We start from the raw sequence: 24,233 nt of genomic DNA, 5'->3' as shown, positions 1-24,233 counted from the left end.
TACTTGCAACTGAAGAAAATTGCACCAGCGGATATCCCCTTCGAGGCCGCCCCCGCCGACGCCCATCCCTTGCTCAGCCTGAGACTGACCCACACCATCACCGGCTTCCGCAATGAAGCGGTGCAACGGATTGCCCGCGCTGGCGATTGCGACATTAGGTTGCCACACCGCCTACGGAAGTTGGCGAAGCGGTACAGGATGAAAAGCAACTGGCACGTCTGGCCCGTGACGCCGCTTGTTGGGTCATCCGCCGACAAGCGCAGGCCTTGGCCGAGCTGGTGCAGGAAACCGTGGCGAAGTTTGCAACGGTCAACGATGCAAGCCCGCTGCCGGATGCCATGCTGTATCCACTGCAACATGCCCTGAAGCCGTCGCGCAAGAACTTGTATGGCGTGGTGCCGCCACTCAAAGACAACATTGAATCAGAGCGCGAGGCGTTGAGCATTGACGCCAGAACCAGCATGGCCGCTACTGCTCTGCACTTCAATGGTGGCAAGCTGCTCGTCGGTAGCTACGACGGTGCAACCGCCGCCAATATGGAAGAGCGTGATTTCATCGACTCGCTTGACCGCGACGAAGCCGTGCTCTGGTGGCATCGAAACCCGGATCGCAAGCCTTGGTCGGTGCGTCTGGTACGCAGCGAGCACGGCAATTACTTCTACCCGGACTTTGTGGTGTGCTTGGAATACCCCACAGGCAAGCCCGCCATGACGCGCCTAATTGAGACCAAGGAAAGCACCAAAGACGCCAGCCGGAAAGCGCGGCGCGTGCCGAAAATCTACGGCAAAGTCATGTTCGTCACCAAGGACAACGACAAGCTGCGCATCGTCAATGATGACGGAAGCCTTGGCGTTACCTTCGATTGGGGCGACTTGAATCCAGCTTGGAACTGGATGGCGGAATTGTCGTAAGCGCTTCATGCCACCTTGAACGCGAACCATGATCGCCGAGGTGTTGCCCTGCGGGATTTGGGGATCGTTCGATCTTTTTCGAGCCGACCGCGCACAGAGATCATCGCGTTCCGGCTTGCTAGTTTGGGGGCGACCGCCACCAACATGACGATTGCCTTTGCCAACAGACCCGCCAATACGCTCTGCGGCGCTCCCTGCGGACTGCTGGGTATTGGCCCAGTTCGTGGAAGGATAGCGGCGGGAGCCGCCACATCAGGCCCGGCAAGCCTCCTGATCCGTGCGGAAACCATACCATGACCGACACCTTCACCACCACGGTCGATGACGCCCAGATACAGCCGACGATTGAATCTACGGGCGCAGATGAGGTTTATCTTGCCCCCCATAGTGGCGGCCAGTACAGCCGATTTCACCCAGCGCGGCTTGCGCTTCTCTACGGGGCAATAACGATTTTGACTTGATCACTTGGCTAGCCATAAAATAGATACGGTTCCGTAGATACACAAAGAGGCCAACCATGACCGCGACCGCCAAGGTGTTCACCACAGGTCACAGCCAGGCCATCCGCTTGCCCAAGGCGTACCGGGTGGACGTGGAGGAAATGTGGATCTCGCGCAACGAGGTAACGGGCGAGATCACCTTGCGCCCCAAGGACACGGGACTGCTGCGCCAGCAGCGGTTGGAAGCATTGGTATCGGCCATTGCCGAAAACCCGTTGCCCCATGACTTTCTGTCCGAATCCCAGCGTCGCAACGCACCACCAATCGATCCTTTTGCGCAGCCGGCATCGGCCGCAGCTAAAAAGCTCCCTACTAGGCGCGACGACAAGCCCAAGGGGCGGAAGTGATCAAGTTTCTGCTTGACACAAATATCTTGGGCTACTTCGTCCGCAACAGCTCACCCGTGCTGCAAAAGCGCGTATTGCACGCGCTGCAACATCAGGAGGCCGCCATTTCCGTTGTCACTCGTGCGGAGGTACGGTTCGAACTGGCGCTACTGGCAGAAGACGATAAGCGCCGCCGCAATGTCGACCTGCTGCTTCAAGAGCTACCGGCCCTACCGTGGTCCGTGGAAGCTGCCGACTGTTATGGCCAGATTGCCGCAAAGCTACAACAGACCGGCAAAGCCATCGGCGCGATGGATACTCAGATCGCCGCCCATGCGTTGGCACTAGACCTGCCGCTGGTCACCCACAACACCCGCCACTTCAAGCGCGTACCCGGCTTGAAACTTGATGATTGGATGGCCTGATGCTTAAACAAATCGGGCGCGCGCTTCATCAATATTCTAGGAACCACCTTACGCCTTCCAGCGCGGCAGCTCCGGCCAATGCGGTTCGAGGTTGCCTTCCAAAATCCGCCGCAGATCACGTGCGTCCACCTGTGGGGCTAGGGCGTGCAGCAGCGCCAGCGCGTATTCGCGTAACACGCGGCCACGCGGCACAACGGCCCAAGTAATGCATTCCGGCAACTCTTGCGGCGCTTCAATCACACGCAAATCATCATCTTCATGCGCCCCCACCGCCATCTCAGCGAGTACTCCCGCGCCTAGGCCGGTGCGCACATAGGTCTTGATGAGGTTAGCGTCGCGCGCGGTCATCGCAATTTGTGGCCGCACACCCGCGGCTGCGAACGTGCGCTGCAGCGACGATTCGGGCAGTGTTGAGGACTCATAGGAAATCAGCGGATAGCGTGCCAACTCTTCAACCGTAGGGGCGCGCCCCAGCACTGCGAGCGGATGTGTTTTAGGTACCAACAACACGCGCTTCCAGCGGAATAGTGGGACCGCAATACCTTGCGTAGATGGCACGCTGCCGGCCGTACTAATTAGGCCAAAATCGGCTTCATCTAATTTCTCCAGCACTTCGGCATCGCCTGCAGCGAACAAGTCCACGCTAACTTGTGGATAGCGGCGGGTAATATCGGCCAGCACGCGCGGCAACACATAGCGTGCTTGCGTATGGGTGGTTGCCAGCAGTAGCCGCCCACTGAATTCACCGCGCTCATTGGCCGCGTAGCTGCGGATATTGGCCGCCTCAGCAAGAATCCGGCGCGCGTGTTCGATCACCTTGGCCCCCGCGGGTGCCACACCTTCTAAGCTGCGTCCTTTGCGCAGAAATAGCTGAAACCCAAGCTCGTCTTCAAGCTGCTTGAGCTGCTTGGACAGACCCGGCTGGGTGGCATGTACCTTTTCAGCCGCTTGGGTAATGTTGAAACCGGAGTCGGCAATGGCAACGAGGTAGCGAAGCTGGGTGAGCGTCATGACTTGGCCTTTTATATCGCTTAATCTGTATATAGCGATGGATTATAACGAGTAGTGCAGCCCTGTCTATAGCTTGCTTATGCCAACGAGGAATAACAAAACATCCGGCCACTATTTCCAGAAACTCGGAATGAAGCCTAGCGTTAGCCCATGCCTTCTTCCGCCTCCCCTGCCCTGTTTCCGCTATTTCTCGACCTGCGCGGCCGCCGCGTATTGGTGGTTGGCGGCGGCAGTATTGCCACACGCAAAGTGCCTGCACTGCTTGAAGCCGGGGCCGAGGTCATCGTTGGCGCGCCCGATCTCACGGACAACTTGCGCAACCTGAAGCAGCAAGCGCACATCACCCATCTCGTCGGCTCTTTCACCCCCGAATGGCTCAACGATGTTTGGCTGGTGATTGCCGCCACCAACCACCGCTCCGTCAACCAAGTTATTGCCGATGCCGCGCATGCGCGCAAACTCTGGGTGAATGTGGTTGACGATGCCGAACTCACCAGCGCCCAGCTTTCGGCACGGGTGCAACGCGGCCCACTGCAGGTGGCAATATCCAGCGGCGGCGCATCCCCCATGCTGGCGCGGCACCTACGCGAACAGCTTGAACAACAGTTGGATGAATCTTTAGGCGCACTCGCGGAGCGGCTTGCTGGCCTGCGTGCGCGCATTCGCCAGCGTTTCCCCAATCTTGCAACACGGCGCGCATTTTTTGAACGCATCCTCCGTGGCCCTGTGCCAACCCTGCTGCGCCGTGGCCAAACGCTGGCGGCGCAGCACGCGATCGAAAGCGAACTGCACGCAACCCCCACACCGCCACGCGGTAGTGTGGCACTGGTGGGCGCTGGCCCCGGCGATGCTGGGCTACTTACCCTGCGCGCCCTACGCGTTTTGAATGAAGCCGATGTCATCTTATATGACCGTCTTGTCAGCCAAGATGTGCTCGCCCTCGCTCGGCGCGATGCTCTGCAGATTGAAGTAGGCAAACGTGTCGGCGAGGACCACGACGCCACCCAGCAGCATATTCATCGTTTGATGATCGAACACGCCAACACGGGTAAGCGCGTGGTGCGTCTGAAGGGTGGCGACTCGTTTGTATTCGGGCGCGGCGGCGAAGAGCTTGAAGCACTGCAGGCCGAAGGCATTGCGTTTGAAGTCGTTCCTGGCATCACGGCTGCCACCGCCTGCGCGGCTTATGCAGGCATTCCACTGACCCACCGCGAGTACGCGCAATCGCTGCATATTCTGACTGCGCGCGCGCGCAATGGTGAAGCGGAACACGACTGGGCGGCGCTGGCCAAGGCTCAACAAACGCTGGTGTTTTATATGGGCGTGAGCGGGCTGTCGCATGTGCGCGAGCGGCTGATCGCACATGGTCGCAGCAGCGACACACCGTTTGCACTAGTAGAAAACGGCAGCCGCCCGCAGCAGCGCGTCATCACCGGTACGTTGGCGCAGCTTCCAGAGCTTGCGCAACAGCATGCCGTGCAAGCCCCCGCGCTTTTGATCATCGGCGAAGTTGCCGCACTCGCACAACGGCTGCACTGGTTCGGTAGCCCGCCTCTCGTTGACACACACGAGCGATGTTCGCCATCACCGCTCGCACGTGCCGCCTGATTCATTTCCATATTCAAAGGATTTCGCAATGACCATTTACAACTCGATCCTCGATGCCGTTGGCAACACCCCCATCATCAAACTGCAGCGCATCGCGCCAAAACATGTGGATGTTTATGTCAAAGCCGAGGCGTTTAACCCCGGTGGCTCGGTGAAAGATCGCCTTGGCCTTGGCATCATCTTAGATGCCGAACGTCGCGGTCTGCTCAAGCCCGGCGACACCATTGTGGAAGCCACCTCGGGTAATACCGGCATTGCGCTGGCCATGATCGCTGCAGCGCGCGGCTATAAATTTGTTGCAGTGATGACCGAAACCTTCTCCATCGAGCGCCGTCAAGCCATGCGCGCGTATGGCGCGAAGGTCATCCTTACCCCCGCTGCTGCACGCGGCGTTGGCATGGTGGAAAAAGCCAAGGAACTGGCGGAAAAACACGGCTGGTTCTGGGCCAGCCAATTCACCAACCCCGCCAACCCGGCCTACCACCGCCAGACCACTGCCGCCGAAATTCTGCGCGATTTTGCAGGCAAGCGCTTGGATTACTTTGTCAGCGGCTGGGGCAGCGGCGGTACGCTCACCGGCGTGGGTGAAGTGCTGAAGGTAGCGCGCCCCGCCACCAAGATCATCGGCACTGAACCCGCGGCTGCGCCACTGCTGGCCAAGAACGAATGGAACTCGCACAAAATTCAAGGCTGGACGCCAGACTTCGTGCCCGAAGTCATCAACCGCCAGGCTTATGACGAACTGCGCACCGTGGGCGATGAAGAAGCGTTTGAAACCGCGCGCCGCCTAGCTGCCGAAGAAGGCATCTTGGTGGGTATTTCCTCCGGCGCCACCGCGGCCACCGCGCTGAAAATTGCCGAAACCGCCCCCGCAGGCTCGGTGCTGTTGGCCATGCTGCCAGACACCGGAACGCGCTACTTCTCTTCGCCGCTGTTCTCTGGCCTCAACCAAGGCAGCGACGACGAGTGGCTGGCAAGCCTCGGCTAATCAAAACGTTTTCGCAGTACACACAAACCCCGTCTCATCATGCAGACGGGGTTTGTACTTCAAGACTAACCTTCTACCGTCGGGTACTATCTGGAGCAGAATCAAGGAGGAGGCATTGGTCACAGACCAATGCCGGAGGACATCTGCGGAAGGCAGTACCCGACGGTAGAAGGTGGCAGTTCAAGACTATGAGCGCCCGTACACATCCTCATAGCGCACGATGTCGTCTTCACCTAAATAATCGCCCGACTGCACCTCGATCAACTCCAGCATCTCCTTACCCGGGTTTTCCAAGCGGTGCTTAGCACCAATCGGGATATAGGTGGACTGGTTTGCGAACAGTTCAAACACATCATTATCACGCGTGACCCGCGCCGTGCCGCGCACCACCACCCAGTGCTCGGCGCGCTGCCGGTGTGACTGTAGCGACAGCCGCGCACCCGGCTTCACCTTGATGCGCTTCACTTGAAACCCATCGGCCATGTCGATGGAATCGTAACTGCCCCACGGGCGATGCACTTCGCGGTGCAGCACCGCTTGGCTGCGCTGCTCGGCCTTCAGCCGCGCTACCACATCCTTCACCTGCTGCACTTTATCTTTGCGCGCCACCAGCACTGCGTCATCGGTTTCCACTACCACCAAATCATCTACACCCACTAAAGCCACAAGCCGCTGTGCATAGGCGTAGCTGTTGCGGGTATCAATCGCGATCACATCACCACGGTGGGCATTGCCGTCACCGTCTTGTTCGCTTACTTCCCATAGCGCCGACCACGAGCCGACGTCGTTCCAGCCAATATCCACCGGCAACACCATCGCCGCTGCGGTTTTTTCCATCACCGCGTAGTCGATAGAATCCGACGGACACGCAGCAAAGTCGGTTTTGTCTAGACGAATAAAATCACCATCGCGTGCGGCGCTTTCAAACGCTTTGCGCACAGCCGCCACCATATCCGGGTGGAAGCGCTCAAGCTCTTCTAAATAACGCGAAGCCCGCAGCAGGAACATCCCGCTATTCCAGTAATACCCGCCTGCATCGAGATAGCCTTGGGCGGTGGCCGCATCGGGCTTTTCCACAAAGCGCAGCACCTTCTGCACGCCTTCACCCGGCGCAGCTTGGATATAACCAAAGCCGGTTTCCGGTGCGTCGGGTACGGTACCAAACGTTACCAGCGCCCCTGCTTCGGCCGCGGGCATCGCCTGCTGCACCGCTGCACAAAACGCCTGCGCATTGCGAACGACATGATCCGAAGGCAACACCAGTAGTAGCGGATCTTCTCCACCTGCAAGGGCCTGCAGCGCCGCCGCGGCGATGGCCGGTGCAGTATTGCGCCCCACCGGCTCCAGCACGATGGCCGGGGTTGGCGCGCCAATTTGGCGCAACTGCTCGGCCACCAAAAACCGATGTTCTTCCCCAGCCACCACGATAGGAGCCGCACCTGCAATCGCGGCAACCCGCTGCCAAGTGGCCTGCAGCATGGTGTCTTTACCCGCCAGTGGCAAAAATTGTTTGGGATAGGCCTCGCGCGAGAGCGGCCAAAGCCGCGTACCGGAGCCCCCAGAAAGTAAAACCGGCTGCAATTTCGTCACAAAAACCTCGCTACAGCTGCGCAAATTCAACGCTGCAGTTTACCCTTTACACATGAGCGCATCCGCAACCGACGACATCCGCAGCCAATCTCGCCTAATTTGGGCGCAAACCGCACTGCACTCTTCCACACTGACATTGGAAAGTGCTTCTTCCGATGCGGGTTTCCGTAGCTATTGGCGCACCTTGGGGCACGCGCCCTCGCATATCGTGATGGACGCACCTCCCGGCAAAGAAGACGTGCGCCCGTGGTTGCGCGTGCATGACTTACTCCACCAGCACGGCGTGCGCGTGCCACAGGTATTGGCCCGCGATATTGAGCACGGCTTTTTACTGCTGGAAGACTTAGGCGGCCCCAACGTGGCGCAAATTGTTACCGCTGAGTCGGTTGAACACGTCATGGCGGCGGCCATCCAGCAGCTTGTTTGCCTGCAAACACTGCCGCTCCCTGCAGATTTCCCTGCGTTTGGTGAAGCACTATTACAGCGCGATGCAGGCCTGTTTGAAGAATGGTTTATTCGCCGCCACCTTGGCCTTGAACTGAGCTGCGCCGATGCCGAACGCCTGGAACTTGTGCAGCGTAGGCTGATGGACAACGCCTTAGCGCAAGCGCAGGTACCCACACATCGAGACTTCATGCTGCGTAATCTGATGCCTAGTACGCACGGGCTTGCGGTGCTGGATTTCCAAGATCTCGTGCGCGGCCCGATTGCATACGACCCCGTGAGCCTGATGCGCGATGCTTTCCTCAGCTGGCCAGAGCCACGCGTCAACACATGGTTACAGCACTATCACGCAGCCGCACAGCATGCAGGGCTGCCTGTGCCATCACTGCCCACGTTTTTGCGCGATGCAGACTGGCTCGGCGTACAGCGCCACCTCAAGATTCTTGGCATTTTTGCGCGGCTACACCATCGTGATGAAAAGCCGCGCTACCTTGCCGATGCGCCACGCTTTATGGCGTATCTCGACGCGGTTGTTCCCAAATATCCAGAACTCACGCCATTGGCAGAGTTACTGGAATACACACTCAAACCTGCCCTTGCCAAGGTGCACGCATGAAGGCATTGATCTTTGCTGCTGGCTTGGGTGAACGCATGCGCCCACTGACGAACCATACGCCCAAGCCACTACTCGTCGCTGGCGGAAAGCCTTTGATCGTTTGGCATTTAGAACGCCTAGCCGAACTTGGCGTTGAAGATGTGGTTATCAACACGTCGTGGCTGGCCGAGCAGTTTCCGCAAACACTAGGCAACGGCAGCCGCTGGGGGCTTCGCCTGCACTACGTTTATGAAGGCGAAACACCACTTGAAACCGGCGGCGGCATGTTGAATGCACTTTCTAGCTTGGGTGACGCGCCATTTCTTGCCATCAACGGCGATATTTGGTGCGACTTCGACTTCCGCACACTGCCCCAATCACTTAACGGCGAAGCGCATTTGGTACTGGTGAATAACCCTACCCACCATCCCAATGGGGATTTCGCCCTCATGCTAAACGGCCAACTGCTTGCAGAAGGCGCTTCGCAATTCACCTTTGCGGGCATCGGCATGTATCAGCCAGCACTGCTTCAAAATTGGCGCGATGTGATCGGCACAGCGGCAGGCGCAGATGAAACACCGCCGCGCTTCAAACTGGCACCGTTACTGCGCGCAGCAATGGCGCGTGCTGCCGTGAGCGGACAACTCCATAACGGGCACTGGACCGACGTAGGCACGCCAGAGCGGCTGAGCCAGCTCAATCGCGAACTCAGCGCAAGCTAGTCTGCTTCTTCCAGCAAGCTTTCAAGCTCATCTAAATCGAAGCCTGCTTGCAAGCGCGCCTCTGTATTGAAGGGCTTATGCAGCACCCCTCCCGCGTATTCCCGAAGCAGTTCGCGAAAACGCGTGCGGTGATCGACACCTGCACGCTCGCAGTACCAACGATACCAGCGCGAACCGGCGGCCACATGCGCCACTTCCTCGCGCAAAATGACTTCAAGAATATCGGCGGTTGTGTCGTCGTTTAATTGCCGCAATTTGACGATCATCCCCGGCGTGACATCCAGCCCGCGCGCTTCTAAGACGCGCGGCACCAACGCCATGCGCGCAAGGCCGTCGTGCGCAGTTTTCTCGGCCATTTCCCATAGCCCGTTATGGGCATCGAAATCGCCGTAGTCGTAACCCAGTGCTTGCAGGCGTGAGCGCACCATCATGAAATGCCGCGCTTCATCGCGCGCCACGCCTACCCAGTCGGCATAAAACTGCGCGGGTAGTCCGCGAAAGCGATAGACCGCGTCCCACGCTAGATCAATCGCATTGAATTCGATATGCGCTACGGCGTGGATAAACGCGGCTCGCCCTTCCACACTACCAAAACCACGCCGAGGCAGATCGCGGGGATGCACGAGCACAGGCTTGGCAGGCCGCCCCGGCATGCAAATGGGCTCTGGTGGTGCGCCTGCCTCAAGCAGAAGCTCGCCGCGTGCAAACGCATCGCTTAGCTGCAACGTAAGCGCGGGTTTCGCTTCCGACGTAGCGGCATCTAAGCAAGCACGCGCAGCTTCGAATAAGTTCAAGAGGCGCGCCGTTTTTTCTTTGCATCGTCCGAACGCTGCTGTTTGATACGTTCGAAATAATCGGGAGCAATCCCGGTGATGTATTCGCCATTGAAGCACGAGCTATCAAACTTACGACCCGGGAATTTTGGCCCCGCAACAGCAGCTTCTAAATCGGCTAGATCTTGGTAAATCAGCCAATCGCAGCCCAACAATTCTTCAACGTCCTTTTCTGTCCGGTTATGCGCCACCAATTCTTCGCGCGATGGCATGTCGATGCCATACACATTTGGATGACGCACCGGCGGCGCAGCTGAGGCCAGATATACCTTCTTGGCACCCGCATCACGCGCCATCTGCACGATCTGCTGCGAAGTGGTGCCGCGCACGATGGAGTCGTCCACCAAGAGCACCACGCGGTTGCGAAACTCTAACGGAATGGGGTTTAGCTTGCGCTTGACCGACTTCGCCCGTTCACCCTGCCCAGGCATGATGAAGGTGCGCCCCACGTAGCGGTTTTTGATGAAGCCCTCGCGATACTTCACGCCTAATACGTTGGCCAGTTCCAGCGCAGAGTCGCGGCTGGTATCTGGGATAGGGATCACCACATCAATATCGTGCTGCGGGCGTTCACGCAGAATTTTTTCGCCCAAGGTGACACCCATGCGCATGCGCGCTTTATGCACCGAAATATTTTCGATCATCGAATCCGGGCGTGCGAAATACACGTACTCGAAAATGCAGGTGGCGTGCTCGGCCTGCGGCGCACACTGGCGCGCATGCAACTGACCGTCGTCAGTAATCACCACGCCCTCGCCCGGCTCTACATCACGCACACGCTCAAAACCCAGTACGTCCAGCGCAACCGATTCCGACGCCACGATGTATTCATTACCACGCTTCCCAAGCACTAAGGGGCGAATACCGTGCGGATCACGGAAGGCCACCAAGCCCAGCCCAAGCACCGCACAGACTACGGCGTAGCCACCCTTGGCGCGGCGGTTGACACCTTCCAATGCGACAAAAGCCGCTTCCGGCGAGAGTGCCTTCTGCATATCCAGCTCGTGTGCGAACACATTGAGCAAGACTTCCGAATCCGAGCCGGTATTGATATTGCGACGATCCTGCTCAAATACTTCCTGCCGCAGCGCTTCGGTATTAGTCAGGTTGCCGTTATGCGCCAGCGCGATGCCATAAGGCGAGTTGACATAGAACGGTTGCGCTTCGTCGCTACCCTCGCTACCTGCGGTGGGATAGCGGCAGTGGGCAATACCGACCTTGCCTTCCAACAGCGCCATCGACTTGGAGTCGAACACGTCGCGCACGAGACCATTACCTTTGTGCACACGCAAGTGCGAGCCGTGCACGGTGGCGATACCGGCGGCGTCTTGGCCACGGTGCTGCAGCATGGTGAGCCCGTCATACAGCAGCCCAGCCACTTCGGTTTGACCTACGATTCCCACAATGCCGCACATACGAAGAGTCCTAATTGATCAATAAAATCAGGGATGCGGGCGTACTTGCCCGTCTTTCCCTGTTTGCGCGCTGAGTTTGGCTTTCAAGGCATCCGCTTCAGCGCGCGTCATCACCGGCCCCACGCGCACGCGCGTCAAACTTCCCGACGCACCCGAAACGGTGTCGGTAAAGGCGTTGAAACCGGCTTTACGGATGGCATCGCGCTGCGCTGTGGCATCAGCACTTGAGGTGAATGCACCAATTTGCACCACGAACCCAGTCCCCGCCGGGTTGGCAGGTTTTGCCGGTGTGGGCTCAGGTTTCGCTGCAGGGGGCGCAGGCTTTGCCGGAGCGGGCTCGGGTTTCGCTGCCGGAGCGGCTGGTTTTACTGGCGGCACTGGCGCTGGCTTGCTAACCGCGACTTCTTTTTCTGGTTTCATCTGCGCAGGTGCAGGTGCCGCGGCCGGCTTAGCCTCTGGAACGGCCGCTGGTGTAGCTTGCGCATCTCCAGCATTGAGTGCAATGACTTTTGCGTTTAAGTCACTGCGCACTCGGCCCGCACGCAGGCGCGCAGACTCGGCCATCGCTTGGTCGGCAAACGGGCCAATGCGCACTCGCTGCGCTTGGCGGCTGCCCAAAGTCACCGGCTCTTGATACGCAGGCAGGCCCACACCTTGGAGCGCGGCAATCACTTTTTCAGCATCGGCAGGTGTGGCGTAGCTGCCAAAGCTCACCGCAAAATCACCAGCGGCTACAGCCGATAACGGCACGTCTTCATCCGCAGGGGTTTCTTCTGCAGGCTCAGATGCTGGGGCTTGCACTGCAGCAGGCATGCCCGCTGCACCGCCTGCAGGTACGGCTCCCGGCACGGCCAGCGGCAAGTCTTGCGTCATTACGCCATTGATTTCTTTCGGCTCAGGCGGAATGGTGAGCGATACCCCCGACACACCGCTTGCCGGTGCCGGGCCTTTCACCAAAAGAGGCAAGAAAATGACCGCCAATAAAACCAGCACAGCCGCGCCGATGAGGCGCTGTTTCAGCGAAGCATCCATTGAGGTTCCGTGGCAACAGGCGCGGGTGAAGAAGGGAGATTATACCGGGAGCGGAGAACGGTCAGTTCAGTTCGCGTAATGCTTGTTCAACCACGTGAAAGGAACCGAACGCCAACACCCGTCCATCGGGTTTAGCCGCTTCCAGTGCAGCGCGCAGCGCCGCTTGCACATCCACATGCTGCGCGCCTTCTTGCGCGGCAGTACCCTGCAGACGCTGCGCAAGCGCGGCCGCATCCGTACCGCGTGGCCCTGCCGACTCTAATCCGGCCAAATGCCAGGCCGACACCCAGCCTTCCAGCGCCTGCACAACGCCTTTTGCGTCTTTATCGGCCAATGCGGCGTACACCGCCAAGGTGCGTCGCGGCGGCTGGCCTTGCAGCCACTGCGCCAGCGCGCGCGCCGCCTGCGGGTTATGGCCTACATCGACCAACACCTCAACGCCGTCTTGTTCAAAACGTTGCAACCGCCCAGCCGCCTGCGTGTTGAGCAAGCCTTGCTCAATCGCTCCACGCTCAACCCGCAGGCGCAGTGCACGCAGCGCGGCAATCGCGCAGGCGGCGTTACGCAGCTGCACAGGTGCTACCAGCGCAGGCATCGGCAGCGTCATCGAACAGCCTACTTCACGCCAGCGCCAATGCTCTGCATCAATTGTTTCGGCAAAAAAATCATTCGCAATCCGCCACGCCGGTGCGCCAATGGCATAGGCATGCCGCAGCACGCCGGCGGGCGGGTCGTCATCGCCCAATATCAGCGGTTTGAACGGGCGCGCGATGCCGGCCTTCTCCAGCCCAATCGTTTCAATATCGCTGCCCAGCCAGTCTTGGTGGTCTAAATCGACCGTGGTGATGATGGCGGCATCGGCATCGACCAGATTGACCGCATCCAAACGCCCACCCAGCCCCACTTCTAACACCACCAGATCCAACGGCTGCTGCGCAAACACCCATAGCGCGCACAGCGTGCCGTATTCAAAATAGGTCAATGGTGTGTTTGCGCGTGCGGCTTCAACAGCTTCAAACCCGGCAACGAGCTGGGTATCACTGACTTCAGCCGCATCCACGCGCACGCGCTCGTTATAGCGGTGCAAATGTGGCGAGGTGTACGCACCCACGCGTAACCCCTGCGCGCGCGCGATGGCTTCCATAAACGCCACCGTTGACCCTTTGCCATTGGTGCCGCCTACCGTCACCACACGGCGGGCCGGTTTACCCAAGCCCATCCGCGCGGCGACTTCACGCACGCGATCTAAGCCGAGTGCAATCGTTTTGGGGTGCTGAAGCTCGATATAGGCGAGCCAATCGGAAAGTGAACGCGACATAGCCATAGTGTAACGGGCGATTTACAGCGCTCGGTGTTTCGCCTCACCAAAAAATGCGGTGTGGTGCGCGCAGTCGTTGAGGCGCACGACTTCCAACGCCGCAACACTGGGGCCTTCGAGCAGGTTCAAAGTGGCGGGGGCCTGCCGGTATGTCCACATCCGCGCCAGCGACATGCCAAGTAGTTTGCACAGGAGCACGCGATTTACTGCATCGTGCGCCACGATCAACAGCGTTTCGGCATCGCCAAGCCCCGCACAGGCGCGCTCCAAGGCAGGCCATGCGCGGTCTTGCACTTGCTGAATCGACTCTCCGCCTTTGCCCGGCATTTGCACCACATCGGGCGACTGCCGCCACGCGCGTAGGCGTTCCGGGTCTTGTGCTTCAATTTCAGGCGTAGTCAGGCCTTCCCAATCGCCGTGGCCGATTTCCAAGAAGCCTTCGTCGAAGCTGAGCATCGGCGCACGCGCTTCCCCAAGTGCTAGCTGCGCGGTGCGCGTGGCACGGGAAAGCGGCGAGGCAATAGCGCGATCAATCCGTAGCCCTTTTAGACGTTCACCCAGCGCCGTTGCCTGTGCGACGCCCACCTCGGACAGAGGAATGTCCACCTGACCTTGATAGCGGCCTTCGGCATTCCACGGGGTTTCTCCATGACGGGCAAGCAGGATTCGCATAGCAAGGAAAGCCTCGATATTGTGCAGCGCACAAGACTAACAGAACCCAACGCACTCTGCCCTTCCAGAAACGGCAAACGCCGACACGAGGCCGGCGTTTGCACGAAACAACACGCTGCGCTTACTTCTTCGCAGGCACACCCAGCTCTTGCAGCAGGCGCGGCGCGGGCATCACTTCTTGCATGATCCAACGCATATAGCGCTGATCCACCGAGATCATGCGGGTGATGACCGGGTCGAACACCCAGTTGGAAGAGACAGATTCGATAGTGCCATCGAACGCCAAACCCACCAATTTACCCTGTGCGTCGAGCACCGGTGAGCCGGAGTTACCGCCGGTGATGTCGAGGTCAGATAGAAAGTTCACCGGCACCGTACTCAGACGCTTGTCTTCCAGACCACCGTAGCGCTTGGCCTTCACCGCATCGAGTAGCGCTTTGGGGTTATCGAACGGCTCAGCGCCGGTTTCCTTCGCTGCCACTTCTTCCAGCTTGGTGAACGGTGCGTACTGCTCGCCCTTCAGGCTGGTATAGCCCTTCACATTGCCGAAGGTGATACGCAGCGACGAGTTAGCGTCGGGGTACACGAACTCACCCTTGCTATGCTTGTAGTCGGCAATCGCCTTGAGATACAGCGGGCGCGCCATCAGCGCCTTGCCGTAGCTCACCTTGCTCTGCTCTTCCATCTGCAGCAGGGTGGGCATCACCGCCACTGCATATTGAATGGCCGGGTCTTGGCTGGCTTCAAATGTAGCGCGGTCGGCATTCAGCCACTTCAGGCGTTCATCGAGATTCCCGAGTTTGCTGCCATCCAGCCGCTGCAGGGCTTTATCGGCGGCGACCTTATCGCTTCCACCCAGCCATGCATCCACAGCTGCAACGTGCTGCGCCGTAGGCAGCGCCACGTAGCGCTCCAACCAGTACTGCTGGAACTGGCGATCCATCGACGCCACATAACGGCGCTCCATCTGCTTCAGCCCGCCTTCAATCCCCGGCAGGTCACGCTGCTGATAACCCGCTTCGCGTTCGGCATCGGGCTTTTGCTTTTCAATCGCAAGGCGATACAGATTCACCGCAGTTCCCAGCACGCTGGTACGGTTGAAACTCCCTAGCACCATATCGCGCGCTTGGGTTTGCTTGCCCTGCTCCACCAGCTGTACCAGTGCATCGTGCGCCGCCAGCGCGGGCTTACCTGCCTCTCCCTGCGCGCGCAGCCACGCCAACACGGCGGCCTCTTCTTTCTGCTTAATGCCGAGCACGTCATTGCGTTTGAAGCCTTCCAGCTGACCAGCGAAATTTTTACTGGTGTTGTTCCAGCCCGCCATATTGCTGGCGTACTTCACTTCTACTTGCTTATCGGTTTTGCTGGCCGCTTCCACCATCGCAATTTGGTCGTTATAGGCCTGCACAATAGCCGGGTAGCGCCAGTCTTGGGTGTTTTCAAACTCCGCCGCCAGCGCGTAACGATCGGTGCGGCCCGGATAGCCCGCCACCATCACAAAATCACCCGCGCCTAATGGCTTGTCGGCGATCTTCAGCCAATGCTTAGGCTGGTAAGGCACGTTGTCTTGGCTGTACGCCGCAGGCTTGCCATCTTTGCCCACATAAGCACGGTAGAAGCTGAAATCACCGGTGTGACGCGGCCACATCCAGTTGTCGATATCGCCACCAAACTTACCCACGGACGACGGTGGTGCATACGCTAAGCGCACGTCTTTGATTTCCAAATTTTTGAAGAGACGGTAAGTATTGCCGCCCATAAAGCTGTACACGCGGCAGCGGTAGCCCGCTTCTGACTCACACGCACTGGTGGTCTTTTTATCGAAGGCTTCTAGCGCATTTACGCGCGCTACCGGGTCATTGCCCGCTGCATCCATCGCTGCTTTGGCCTGCTCGGTAACGTCGGTGATGTCCTCAAGCACATAGATGCGCGCATTCGGCCCGGCGGAGAGTTCCTCTGCCTGCGTAGCAGGGTTAAAACCGTCGCGAATTAAATTCTTTTCGGGGGTGGAATTGAGCTGGATCGCGCCGTAAGCGCAGTGGTGGTTGGTCGCCACCAAGCCCTGCGGGGAAACAAAGCTCGCCGTACAGCCGCCTAGCGAGACCACCGCACCCATCGGATCGCCAGTGAGATTGGCGAGCTGCTGCGGGTTGAGCTTAAGCCCCGCTTTCTTCAGCGGGCCAGCGATTTCTGGCAGCTGCTGAGGCACCCACATGCCTTCACCGGCCACGGCCGAACCCATTCCCGCGACGGCCAGGGCTACCCCAATGGCCATAGTTGTTTTACGCATTACATCGTCCTTTTTGTGAGGGTCTTACTGTCAATAGTGTCCAGCGGATCATTCCGCTGGAAGGTTCATTTCTTTCAGCAGCTGCGGCGCCGGATACACCTTGGCCAGCAGCCAGCGCAGATAGCGCATGTCCACATGAATCGCGCGCTTATAGCGTGGGTCGTACATCCAACTGGCGCTCACCGCCTCCCAGTTGGAATCGAAGTTCAGCCCAATCAATTTGCCTTGCGCATCTAACACCGGCGAACCCGAGTTACCGCCGGTGGTATCGAGATTGGTCATGAAGTCCACCGTCTGCGTGCCCAGCGCAGCATCGGCAGTACTACCAAAGTCACCTTTGACAATCGCATCGAGCAAGGGCTTAGGTGCGTTAAATGGCACCACGCCGGTATTTTTCTCCACAATTCCTGCCACCGTTGTGAGTGGGCGATAGTCCACACCATCGCGCGGTGTGAGCGCGCTCACCTTGCCGTAGCTCACGCGCAAGGTGGAGTTTGCATCCGGATACACCGCACGTCCCTGCGATTTGCGATACGCAATGAGCGTTTGCATATACGCCGGACGCAGTCGCAATAATTCCCCTGCGCGCTGCTTATCTTGAGCCTCCAGCCGCAGCAGGGCTGGCAGCAAAGTTGCCGCGGCTTTTAGCAACGTATCGTTTGAGGCCGACAGCTCCGCCGCATTTTGTTGCATCGCGTCCAGACGCTTGGCTTCAACACCAAGCTGGGTTCCCGCATATAACGCCCGTAGGCGTGATTCTGCCTGCAGTGGCGTACCGCCAAACACGGTTTCAAATTCCGGCACACGCATGTCCCGAGGCAGCGCGAAGTAGCGCTTCAAGGCGTACCGCAGAATGTCCTTTTCAACCTCAGGATCAAAGCGCCGCTGCAGCTGCTTGAGCCCGCCTTCAATCATCGCCTCGTCGCGCTGCTGATAGCCAGATTCACGCTGCGCATCCGGCTTACCCCGCTCCAACGCCAAGCGCTGTAACTGCACCGCCGCACCCAGCAGGCCGGGGCGCAGGAAGGGCAAAATAAAATCGCGCGCACGGGTGGCGTCTTCCATATCCAGCTGGGCCTGCATCGCGGCAATATCCGCCTGCAGCTGCGCAGCATGGGGCTGCTTCACAAGCCACGCCAGCATCGCCTTTTCATCTGCGCTGCGCACATGCACCGCATCGCTGCGGCGCAAGCCTTCAAGCTCCCCTTGTGCCCGTTTGAGCGTGTTTTTATAACCGGCCACCGTCGAGGCATACAGCACCTCTTTAGCCTTATTGCCCGCGCTGCCGCGTTCAATCGTTTGAATCAGCCCCTCATACATCGCCACACGGTTAGGCAGCAGCCAGTCGATCTGGCCTGCAAACTCAGACGCCGTGCGGTGGCGGAAGGTGCGCCCCGGATAGCCTGCCAGCATCGCAAAGTCACCGGCTTTCACCGGCGCGGTGGATACCGTCAGATGCGCGGGTGGTGCGTAGGGGACATTGTCCTTGCTATAGGCCGCGGGTTTTCCGTCTTGGCCTACATAAGCGCGGTAGAAGGTGAAATCCCCCACGTGGCGGGGCCACATGAAGTTATCAATCTCATCGCCGTAATTGCCAATTGACACGGGCGGCGCGTACACCAAACGAATATCTTTCAGCTCCAACTGCTTGATACGATAAAACGCGCTGCCGTAGTACATATCTGCCACGCTGCAGCGGTGCCCAGCGTCCTGCTCGCACGCGGCCACGGCCGCTTTCTTTGCCGCATCCACTGCATCAAAATACGCGCGCCCAGTTTTGCCCTTTGCACCTGCCAGAATTTGCGCAGTGATGTCATCAAACGCCACCGTTACAAACATGCGTGCGCCCGGCCCAGCCGACACTTCTTCGCCGCGATTAGCCGCAATAAAGCCGTTTTCAATCAGATTGTTTTCCGGCGTGGAATTGAGCTGGATCGCCCCCATCGCGCAGTGATGGTTGGTCACAGCTAACCCTTCGGGTGAAACAAAGCTCGCGGTGCAGCCGCCCAGCGACACCACCGCCGATAGCGGCGCTTTCGTCACATCAGCCAATTGCGCAGGATCACCCGCAAACCCAGCCGCTTTGAGCTGCGGCGCCAGTTGTGGCAATTGCGAAGGCATCCACATCCCTTCATCGGCGTGGGCTAAACCACCAGTTAGCGTCAGGGCCAGTGCAGCAGTTAACGATTGGCGGCGCATACGGCAGCTCCTTATTCAAACAGAATTGCGTATTAGACCATCCTTCGCCGTGACTTGCCCCTGACCTCAGTCACAAGCCGTAAACCCTTCAGCACAGTAAAATGGCCGCCCCCACCCGCTGTTATGCACACGAGATCAGGCATGTCACACGCAACTACGATGCGCGCGTTAGTCAAACGCGAAGCCAGCAAAGGTATTTGGATGGAAGACGTTCCGGTACCCACACCGGGCCCGAACGAGGTCCTGGTCAAGCTGGAGAAGACCGCCATCTGCGGCACCGACCTGCACATCTACCTGTGGGACGAATGGAGCCAGCGCACCATCCAGCCGGGCCTGACCATCGGCCACGAGTTCGTCGGCCGCATCGCCCAGCTGGGGTCGGCGGTGACCGGCTACGAAGTGGGCCAACGCGTCTCGGCCGAGGGCCATATCGTCTGCGGACATTGCCGCAACTGCCGCGGCGGCCGTCCGCACCTGTGCCCGAACACGGTGGGCATCGGCGTGAACCGCAACGGCGCATTCGCCGAATACATGACCATGCCGGCCAGCAACCTGTGGCCGATCCCCGACCAGATCCCCTCGGAATTGGCCGCGTTCTTCGACCCCTACGGCAACGCCGCCCACTGCGCGCTGGAATTCGACGTGATCGGCGAGGACGTGCTGATCACCGGCGCCGGCCCGATCGGCATCATCGCCGCCGGCATCTGCAAGCACATCGGCGCACGCAACGTGGTGGTCACCGACGTCAACGACTACCGCCTGAAGCTGGCCGCCGACATGGGCGCCACCCGCGTGGTCAACGTCGCCAACACTTCGCTGAAGGACGTGATGGCCGACCTGCACATGGAAGGCTTCGACGTGGGCCTGGAGATGAGCGGCAACCCGCGCGCCTTCAACGACATGCTCGACTGCATGTACCACGGCGGCAAGATCGCGATGCTCGGCATCATGCCCAAGGGCGCCGGCTGCGACTGGGACAAGATCATCTTCAAAGGCCTCACCGTGCAGGGCATCTACGGCCGCAAGATGTACGAGACTTGGTACAAAATGACCCAGCTCGTGCTATCTGGCTTCCCGCTGGGCAAGGTGCTCACCCACCAGTTGCCGGTGGAACGCTTCCAAGAAGGCTTTGACCTGATGGAAGCAGGCAAAGCAGGGAAAGTGGTACTGAACTGGACGTAATCATCCGTTCGCTGCGTAATAAAAAAGGCACCCCCAGTTATAGGGAGCTAGGGTGCCTTTTTTATTTCACGCAATGCCGCCGTGTTTAGTTCGAAAACGCCACAGTCAGCATCACGCGGTTGTCTGCCGTTTTACCCAACATCGCGCGCGCCGTGCTGTCGGTGCCGTAATAGCCTAGGGAAATCTTCGCAGGCCCCAGCGTGCGGCTTAGCGCCACACCCCAGTCGGTGTAATTGTCGAGTTCCACCGCGTCTGGATCACGGAAGATGCTGCGGCCCACGTTTGCACTCACGCTAAACTCCTGCGGCAACGCCCACTCTGCGCCAACGCCGTAGTACAGCCCAACGCTCCCGCTGTTCCATACGTTGCTGCTGTAGCCAACCGTGACGTTATACGTATCGGCAAATGTCGCCGTGGTAATCAGCTCGTTGTAATTTAGCTCACGCGCGCCTAGATAGGTATAGCGATTAAGCGATACATCCAGCGCCACCGATTCACCCACACTGCGGCCATAACCAACGGTGTAATCCAGCTCGGTAGCGGGTGCGCCCGGCCCAAAATTCACGCCGGCCGCAGCCACACCCACGTACACGCCCACTGGGGCCGTCCACGTCAAATTACCCTGCAGAGTCGGCTTTTCATCGGTCTGCGACACGCCACGGAAGAGGTAGTCCGAAGCAGCGCTGATTTCCCAGCTAATAGGCGACTCTGCCTCTTCTTCAGCGGCGTTCGCAGCAAGCGGAAGCACAAGGAGGGACAACGCAAAAGAGAGGGCGGCGAGTTTCATGGGCGGAGGCGAGTGATTGAATTCACCACATTTTAACTAATTTCATCGTCATGCAAGCTCCTACTGCAAGGTTTCTTCAGCCGCCGTTGCCTGCAGGGTTCACACGCTCTCGCTAAACTTAGCGTTTTACCCCTGCGAAGACCCACCATGACCGCTACTTCTTCTGATTTGACCCGCCGCTACGCCGACACACTGGATGAAATCCGCGCTGCCGGCCTGTTCAAGTCCGAGCGCATCATCACCAGCCCGCAGTCGGCCGAAATCACCCTAGAAGACGGCCGCAAGGTGCTGAACTTCTGCGCCAACAACTACTTGGGCCTGGCCGACCATCCGGATGTGATCGCCGCAGCCAAGGCCGCGCTGGACAGCCACGGCTTCGGCATGGCCTCGGTGCGCTTCATCTGCGGCACCCAAGACCTGCACAAGCAGCTGGAGCGCACCATTTCCAACTTCTTCGGCAAGCAGGACACCATCCTCTACGCCGCCTGCTTCGACGCCAACGGCGGCCTGTTCGAGCCGCTGCTGGATGAAAACGACGCGATCATTTCCGACGCCCTCAACCACGCCTCGATCATCGACGGCGTGCGCCTATGCAAGGCCAAGCGCTATCGCTACGCCAATTGCGACATGGCCGATCTCGAAGCGCAGCTCAAGCAGGCGAAAGCCGACGGCGCGCGCACCATCCTGATCACCACCGATGGCGTGTTCTCGATGGACGGCTTCATCGCCCCGCTGGATGAAATCACCGCGCTGGCGGAAAAATACGGCGCGCTGGTGCATATCGACGAATGCCATGCCACCGGCTTCCTCGGCGCAACCGGCCGCGGCAGCGCCGAGGTCAAGGGCGTGCTGGACAAGATCGACATCATCACCGGCACCCTCGGCAAGGCGATGGGCGGCGCGCTGGGCGGCTTCACTACCGCCCGCAGCGAGGTGATCGAACTGCTGCGCCAGCGCTCGCGCCCCTATCTGTTCTCCAACTCGCTGCCGCCGCATGTGGCCGCCGCCGGCACCAAGGCCTTCGAAATGCTGGCCGCGGCCGGCGAGCTGCGCACCCGCCTGCAGGAGAACACTGCCTATTTCCGCGAAAAGATGGGCGCCGCCGGTTTCGAGATCAAACCCGGCGTGCACCCGATCTGCCCGGTGATGCTGTACGACGCGCCGCTGGCGCAGCGCTTTGCCGAGCGCCTGCTGGAAGAAGGCATCTACGCGATCGGCTTCTTCTTCCCGGTGGTGGCCAAGGGCCAGGCCCGCATCCGCACCCAGATGAGCGCGGCGCATACCCGCGAGCAGCTCGACCACGCGATCGACGCCTTCACCCGCATCGGTCGTGAACTGGGCGTGCTGAAGGTCTAAAGTTTATGCGCCACTAAGGGCGGCGGCTTCGGCCGCCGTCAATGCGCGCCATTGTCCTTTCGGTAATTCGCCCAAGACCAGTGGCCCAATCGCTACCCGCACGAGCCGCAACACGCCAATCTCAAGCGCGGCTAATAACCGGCGAATCTGTCGGTTTCGCCCTTCATCCAACACAATTTCCAGCCACGCGTACTTCTCACCGGCGCGCAATAAGCGTACCGACTTCGCGCGTAATAGCTCCCCTTCCGCAGTAACACCCGCTTGCATGGCCTGCAGCATGTTCGCTGTAGGAATGCACGTCACCTGTACATGATAGGTCTTACATAGCGCACTTTCTGGCGAAGTAATACGCGCAGCCCATTGCGGGTCATTGGTAAACAGCAATAACCCTTCGCTAGCTTTATCCAAACGCCCCACAGGTGCGATCCAACCTAAATCTGCGCCATCAAAACAGCGATACACGGTGTCACGCCCGTGCTCATCTTGCGTCGTTGTCACCAACCCGCGCGGCTTGTTGAGCATCAGGTATTGCGGAGCCGCACGTGCGACTTGCTGCGCGTCAATCTCGATCCGCGCCCGCTGCAGATCTGCGGGAAATTCAGGATCATTGACGCAGCGCCCGTCCACACGCACGCGTCCTGCACGAATCAGTTGCTCTGCCTCACTGCGCGAACACAGACCACGCTTCGAGAGAATGCGCGCCAGCCCATAGCGTGGCGCTCTTGCAACAGGCGGCTGCCTGCGCAGACTCACTTGGCCGCCGCTGGTGCCTCGGCTGCGGGGGCGTCCTTCTTCCCCACCACGCGTACGCCGCGCGACTTCATCCACGCATCAAATTCATCGGCCGTCATGCGCTTGCCTTCTTGGGTCATATTGAAGCGCCAAGGCGTATTGTCGAACGCCGTCTGTGGCTTATACGCCGCGTCGGTCGCACCTGCTGCGGCGGGAGCCTGCTGCTTGCTTGAAGCGCGGCAACCATCCACACGAATGCGCGCCAACACGCTATCAACCGATAACACCTCGTCGAACGACTGCGCCAGTACGCCGCTTGCTCCGCCCAACTGGGTGGACGCCGACGCAAACTCAACCGCCACCGGCGTCAATATCGTCGGCCGCATCGTGACCGTGGCCAGCGCCTCTGCACGACAAACATCGCCCGCCGCATGCGCCATCAATGGCAGAAAGCCCAGCGAGACAGTACAGATTGCATAACGCACAGACAGCATAGCCACACTCCACTAAGAACCGCGACAGTGTAGGCGCAGCGCAGCAGAATGCCAATCCATCCGATAGCATTTCCCTATAAGAAAAGCCCGGCGAATGCCGGGCTTTTCAAAGCTACAGGGATGAACGGCCTAATTACAGGCTGTTCAACTCGGTGCGGCGGTTCTTCTCGCTCTTGCAACCCGGCAGCTTGTTGGTGCCCTTATCTTCCAGCGGACGGCTGAAGCCGTAACCGTTCGGGCCCGACAGACGTGCGGCGTCCACACCATTGCTGGTCAGGAAGTCATACACGGTCTTGGCGCGCTTCTCAGACAGAGTCTGGTTGTAGCCTTCCTTACCGCACTGGTCGGTATGGCCAGCCACTTCCACCTTCAGGTCAGGGTAGCGCTTCAGGATCTCAGCGGCTTCGTTCAAGATCGCCACAGCGTCAGGACGCAGGCTTGCTTTATCGAAGTCGAAGTTCACGCCCTTCAGGTCGATCGACACCGGCACCGGGCAACCGTCCGGACCGATCGTCTGGCCAGGCTGCGAATCCGGGCACTTGTCGTCGCAATCGTTCACGCCGTCGCCGTCGCTGTCGCTGTCGGCACAGCTCGGTGCCGCCGGCGCCGGGGCGACCGGGGCGGTCGGCTCCGGGCCCAGCGGAATCACCACGCCCACCGAGGCAAGCACGTCGCCGAACCAGTCTTCGTCCGGCGCGGCGACGCTGCTGTCGTCGAAATCGGCGCGGTAGGCCAGTTCGGTGCGGATCTTGACGCGCTCGCCACCACCCTGGATACCGACGCCGACCTTGGCGGCGAAGTTG

22 protein-coding genes and 1 pseudogene are annotated in these 24,233 nt (G+C 59.5%); 10 read left to right on the top strand and 13 right to left on the bottom strand.

Annotated features, from left to right (window positions below):
• Nucleotides 1-290 precede the first annotated feature (290 nt).
• The 4 genes from KUL77_RS11120 (at nucleotide 291) to KUL77_RS11105 (ending at nucleotide 2,162) form a co-directional block, all read left to right on the top strand.
• A complete protein-coding gene (locus KUL77_RS11120) occupies nucleotides 291-911 on the top strand; it encodes a hypothetical protein (protein WP_297147084.1) in 621 nt (206 codons plus the stop codon).
• A gap of 293 nt (nucleotides 912-1,204) precedes the next feature.
• Nucleotides 1,205-1,372, top strand: coding sequence for a hypothetical protein (locus KUL77_RS11115; RefSeq protein ID WP_297147081.1), 168 nt, complete (start codon nucleotides 1,205-1,207; stop codon nucleotides 1,370-1,372).
• 56 nt (nucleotides 1,373-1,428) lie between these two features.
• Nucleotides 1,429-1,758 carry a hypothetical protein gene (locus KUL77_RS11110; protein ID WP_297147079.1) on the top strand — a complete coding sequence of 110 codons (330 nt, stop codon included), beginning with the start codon at nucleotides 1,429-1,431 and terminating at the stop codon, nucleotides 1,756-1,758.
• Nucleotides 1,755-2,162, top strand: coding sequence for a type II toxin-antitoxin system VapC family toxin (locus KUL77_RS11105; protein WP_297147076.1), 408 nt, complete (start codon nucleotides 1,755-1,757; stop codon nucleotides 2,160-2,162). The genes KUL77_RS11110 and KUL77_RS11105 overlap by 4 nt, the downstream gene beginning before the upstream one ends.
• Nucleotides 2,163-2,210: 48 nt before the next feature.
• Here the strand turns inward: KUL77_RS11105 and KUL77_RS11100 are convergent, their stop codons facing one another.
• Nucleotides 2,211-3,173: a LysR substrate-binding domain-containing protein gene (locus KUL77_RS11100; protein WP_297147073.1), complete on the bottom strand. Its 963-nt coding sequence runs from the start codon at nucleotides 3,171-3,173 to the stop codon at nucleotides 2,211-2,213.
• Nucleotides 3,174-3,323: 150 nt separating this feature from the next.
• Between KUL77_RS11100 and cysG the strand changes: the two genes are divergently transcribed.
• Both cysG and cysK read left to right on the top strand, forming a co-directional pair.
• Complete coding sequence (gene cysG / locus KUL77_RS11095; protein WP_297147071.1) at nucleotides 3,324-4,781, top strand: siroheme synthase CysG; 1,458 nt, start codon at nucleotides 3,324-3,326, stop codon at nucleotides 4,779-4,781.
• Nucleotides 4,782-4,809: 28 nt separating this feature from the next.
• Nucleotides 4,810-5,769: a cysteine synthase A gene (gene cysK / locus KUL77_RS11090; RefSeq protein ID WP_297147068.1), complete on the top strand. Its 960-nt coding sequence runs from the start codon at nucleotides 4,810-4,812 to the stop codon at nucleotides 5,767-5,769.
• A 186-nt stretch (nucleotides 5,770-5,955) separates the two neighbouring features.
• Here the strand turns inward: cysK and KUL77_RS11085 are convergent, their stop codons facing one another.
• Nucleotides 5,956-7,359: a mannose-1-phosphate guanylyltransferase/mannose-6-phosphate isomerase gene (locus tag KUL77_RS11085; RefSeq protein WP_297147066.1), complete on the bottom strand. Its 1,404-nt coding sequence runs from the start codon at nucleotides 7,357-7,359 to the stop codon at nucleotides 5,956-5,958.
• A gap of 52 nt (nucleotides 7,360-7,411) precedes the next feature.
• Here KUL77_RS11085 and KUL77_RS11080 point away from each other — a divergent pair, with 52 nt between their 5' ends.
• Both KUL77_RS11080 and murU read left to right on the top strand, forming a co-directional pair.
• Nucleotides 7,412-8,419 (top strand): phosphotransferase, encoded by a 1,008-nt coding sequence (locus tag KUL77_RS11080; protein ID WP_297147063.1) that lies wholly within the window; start codon nucleotides 7,412-7,414, stop codon nucleotides 8,417-8,419.
• On the top strand, nucleotides 8,416-9,120 hold the full coding sequence (murU, locus tag KUL77_RS11075; RefSeq protein ID WP_297147061.1) for an N-acetylmuramate alpha-1-phosphate uridylyltransferase MurU: 705 nt from the start codon (nucleotides 8,416-8,418) through the stop codon (nucleotides 9,118-9,120). The genes KUL77_RS11080 and murU overlap by 4 nt, the downstream gene beginning before the upstream one ends.
• On the opposite strand, the gene KUL77_RS11070 is transcribed toward murU, so the two are convergent.
• From KUL77_RS11070 to KUL77_RS11040, 7 genes are all read right to left on the bottom strand, one after another.
• The gene (locus tag KUL77_RS11070) at nucleotides 9,117-9,914 is read right to left on the bottom strand and encodes a ferritin-like domain-containing protein (protein ID WP_297147058.1); all 798 of its coding nucleotides are present in this window, start codon (nucleotides 9,912-9,914) and stop codon (nucleotides 9,117-9,119) included. The two genes, murU and KUL77_RS11070, sit on opposite strands and share 4 nt — an antisense overlap.
• Nucleotides 9,911-11,368 carry an amidophosphoribosyltransferase gene (gene purF, locus KUL77_RS11065; RefSeq protein WP_297147056.1) on the bottom strand — a complete coding sequence of 486 codons (1,458 nt, stop codon included), beginning with the start codon at nucleotides 11,366-11,368 and terminating at the stop codon, nucleotides 9,911-9,913. The genes KUL77_RS11070 and purF overlap by 4 nt, the downstream gene beginning before the upstream one ends.
• A 27-nt stretch (nucleotides 11,369-11,395) precedes the next feature.
• Nucleotides 11,396-12,400 (bottom strand): SPOR domain-containing protein, encoded by a 1,005-nt coding sequence (locus KUL77_RS11060; protein ID WP_297147053.1) that lies wholly within the window; start codon nucleotides 12,398-12,400, stop codon nucleotides 11,396-11,398.
• A 61-nt stretch (nucleotides 12,401-12,461) separates the two neighbouring features.
• On the bottom strand, nucleotides 12,462-13,724 hold the full coding sequence (folC, locus tag KUL77_RS11055; RefSeq protein ID WP_297147049.1) for a bifunctional tetrahydrofolate synthase/dihydrofolate synthase: 1,263 nt from the start codon (nucleotides 13,722-13,724) through the stop codon (nucleotides 12,462-12,464).
• Nucleotides 13,725-13,739: 15 nt separating this feature from the next.
• The gene (locus tag KUL77_RS11050) at nucleotides 13,740-14,390 is read right to left on the bottom strand and encodes a histidine phosphatase family protein (RefSeq protein ID WP_297147046.1); all 651 of its coding nucleotides are present in this window, start codon (nucleotides 14,388-14,390) and stop codon (nucleotides 13,740-13,742) included.
• Nucleotides 14,391-14,511: 121 nt separating this feature from the next.
• The gene (locus KUL77_RS11045; protein WP_297147296.1) at nucleotides 14,512-16,665 is read right to left on the bottom strand and encodes a S46 family peptidase; all 2,154 of its coding nucleotides are present in this window, start codon (nucleotides 16,663-16,665) and stop codon (nucleotides 14,512-14,514) included.
• 63 nt (nucleotides 16,666-16,728) lie between these two features.
• Entirely contained in the window at nucleotides 16,729-18,879 is a 2,151-nt protein-coding gene (locus KUL77_RS11040; protein WP_297147043.1) for a S46 family peptidase, read from the bottom strand.
• Nucleotides 18,880-19,038: 159 nt separating this feature from the next.
• On the opposite strand from KUL77_RS11040, the gene tdh reads away from it, so the two are divergent.
• Nucleotides 19,039-20,061 (top strand): L-threonine 3-dehydrogenase, encoded by a 1,023-nt coding sequence (tdh, locus tag KUL77_RS11035; RefSeq protein ID WP_297147041.1) that lies wholly within the window; start codon nucleotides 19,039-19,041, stop codon nucleotides 20,059-20,061.
• Nucleotides 20,062-20,146: 85 nt separating this feature from the next.
• Here tdh and KUL77_RS11030 read toward each other — a convergent pair whose 3' ends face one another.
• Entirely contained in the window at nucleotides 20,147-20,848 is a 702-nt protein-coding gene (locus KUL77_RS11030; RefSeq protein ID WP_297147038.1) for a TorF family putative porin, read from the bottom strand.
• Nucleotides 20,849-20,995: 147 nt separating this feature from the next.
• Here KUL77_RS11030 and kbl point away from each other — a divergent pair, with 147 nt between their 5' ends.
• The gene (gene kbl, locus KUL77_RS11025; protein WP_297147035.1) at nucleotides 20,996-22,204 is read left to right on the top strand and encodes a glycine C-acetyltransferase; all 1,209 of its coding nucleotides are present in this window, start codon (nucleotides 20,996-20,998) and stop codon (nucleotides 22,202-22,204) included.
• A 3-nt stretch (nucleotides 22,205-22,207) separates the two neighbouring features.
• On the opposite strand, the gene KUL77_RS11020 is transcribed toward kbl, so the two are convergent.
• From KUL77_RS11020 to KUL77_RS11010, 3 genes and pseudogenes are all read right to left on the bottom strand, one after another.
• A complete protein-coding gene (locus KUL77_RS11020; RefSeq protein WP_297147032.1) occupies nucleotides 22,208-22,957 on the bottom strand; it encodes a pseudouridine synthase in 750 nt (249 codons plus the stop codon).
• Complete coding sequence (locus KUL77_RS11015) at nucleotides 22,954-23,430, bottom strand: hypothetical protein (protein WP_297147029.1); 477 nt, start codon at nucleotides 23,428-23,430, stop codon at nucleotides 22,954-22,956. The genes KUL77_RS11020 and KUL77_RS11015 overlap by 4 nt, the downstream gene beginning before the upstream one ends.
• Nucleotides 23,431-23,638: 208 nt before the next feature.
• A pseudogene (locus KUL77_RS11010) lies at nucleotides 23,639-24,233 on the bottom strand (OmpA family protein); the annotation flags it as partial.

Origin of the sequence: Thermomonas sp., assembly GCF_019104945.1 — a bacterium.
GTDB lineage: Bacteria > Pseudomonadota > Gammaproteobacteria > Xanthomonadales > Xanthomonadaceae > Thermomonas.
Note: the sequence above shows the minus strand (reverse complement) of the source record. Positions and strands in the feature narration are given on the sequence as shown.

Excerpts from the sequence above, each read along its gene's own strand:
- KUL77_RS11115 (WP_297147081.1), top strand. The coding sequence starts at position 1,205 with ATGACCGACACCTTCACCACCACGGTCGATGACGCCCAGATACAGCCG.
- KUL77_RS11110 (WP_297147079.1), top strand. The coding sequence starts at position 1,429 with ATGACCGCGACCGCCAAGGTGTTCACCACAGGTCACAGCCAGGCCATC.
- KUL77_RS11100 (WP_297147073.1), bottom strand. The coding sequence starts at position 3,173 with ATGACGCTCACCCAGCTTCGCTACCTCGTTGCCATTGCCGACTCCGGT.
- cysG (WP_297147071.1), top strand. The coding sequence starts at position 3,324 with ATGCCTTCTTCCGCCTCCCCTGCCCTGTTTCCGCTATTTCTCGACCTG.
- cysK (WP_297147068.1), top strand. The coding sequence starts at position 4,810 with ATGACCATTTACAACTCGATCCTCGATGCCGTTGGCAACACCCCCATC.
- KUL77_RS11080 (WP_297147063.1), top strand. The coding sequence starts at position 7,412 with ATGAGCGCATCCGCAACCGACGACATCCGCAGCCAATCTCGCCTAATT.
- murU (WP_297147061.1), top strand. The coding sequence starts at position 8,416 with ATGAAGGCATTGATCTTTGCTGCTGGCTTGGGTGAACGCATGCGCCCA.
- purF (WP_297147056.1), bottom strand. The coding sequence starts at position 11,368 with ATGTGCGGCATTGTGGGAATCGTAGGTCAAACCGAAGTGGCTGGGCTG.
- KUL77_RS11060 (WP_297147053.1), bottom strand. The coding sequence starts at position 12,400 with ATGGATGCTTCGCTGAAACAGCGCCTCATCGGCGCGGCTGTGCTGGTT.
- folC (WP_297147049.1), bottom strand. The coding sequence starts at position 13,724 with ATGGCTATGTCGCGTTCACTTTCCGATTGGCTCGCCTATATCGAGCTT.
- KUL77_RS11050 (WP_297147046.1), bottom strand. The coding sequence starts at position 14,390 with ATGCGAATCCTGCTTGCCCGTCATGGAGAAACCCCGTGGAATGCCGAA.
- KUL77_RS11045 (WP_297147296.1), bottom strand. The coding sequence starts at position 16,665 with ATGGCCATTGGGGTAGCCCTGGCCGTCGCGGGAATGGGTTCGGCCGTG.
- KUL77_RS11040 (WP_297147043.1), bottom strand. The coding sequence starts at position 18,879 with ATGCGCCGCCAATCGTTAACTGCTGCACTGGCCCTGACGCTAACTGGT.
- tdh (WP_297147041.1), top strand. The coding sequence starts at position 19,039 with ATGCGCGCGTTAGTCAAACGCGAAGCCAGCAAAGGTATTTGGATGGAA.
- KUL77_RS11030 (WP_297147038.1), bottom strand. The coding sequence starts at position 20,848 with ATGAAACTCGCCGCCCTCTCTTTTGCGTTGTCCCTCCTTGTGCTTCCG.
- kbl (WP_297147035.1), top strand. The coding sequence starts at position 20,996 with ATGACCGCTACTTCTTCTGATTTGACCCGCCGCTACGCCGACACACTG.
- KUL77_RS11015 (WP_297147029.1), bottom strand. The coding sequence starts at position 23,430 with ATGCTGTCTGTGCGTTATGCAATCTGTACTGTCTCGCTGGGCTTTCTG.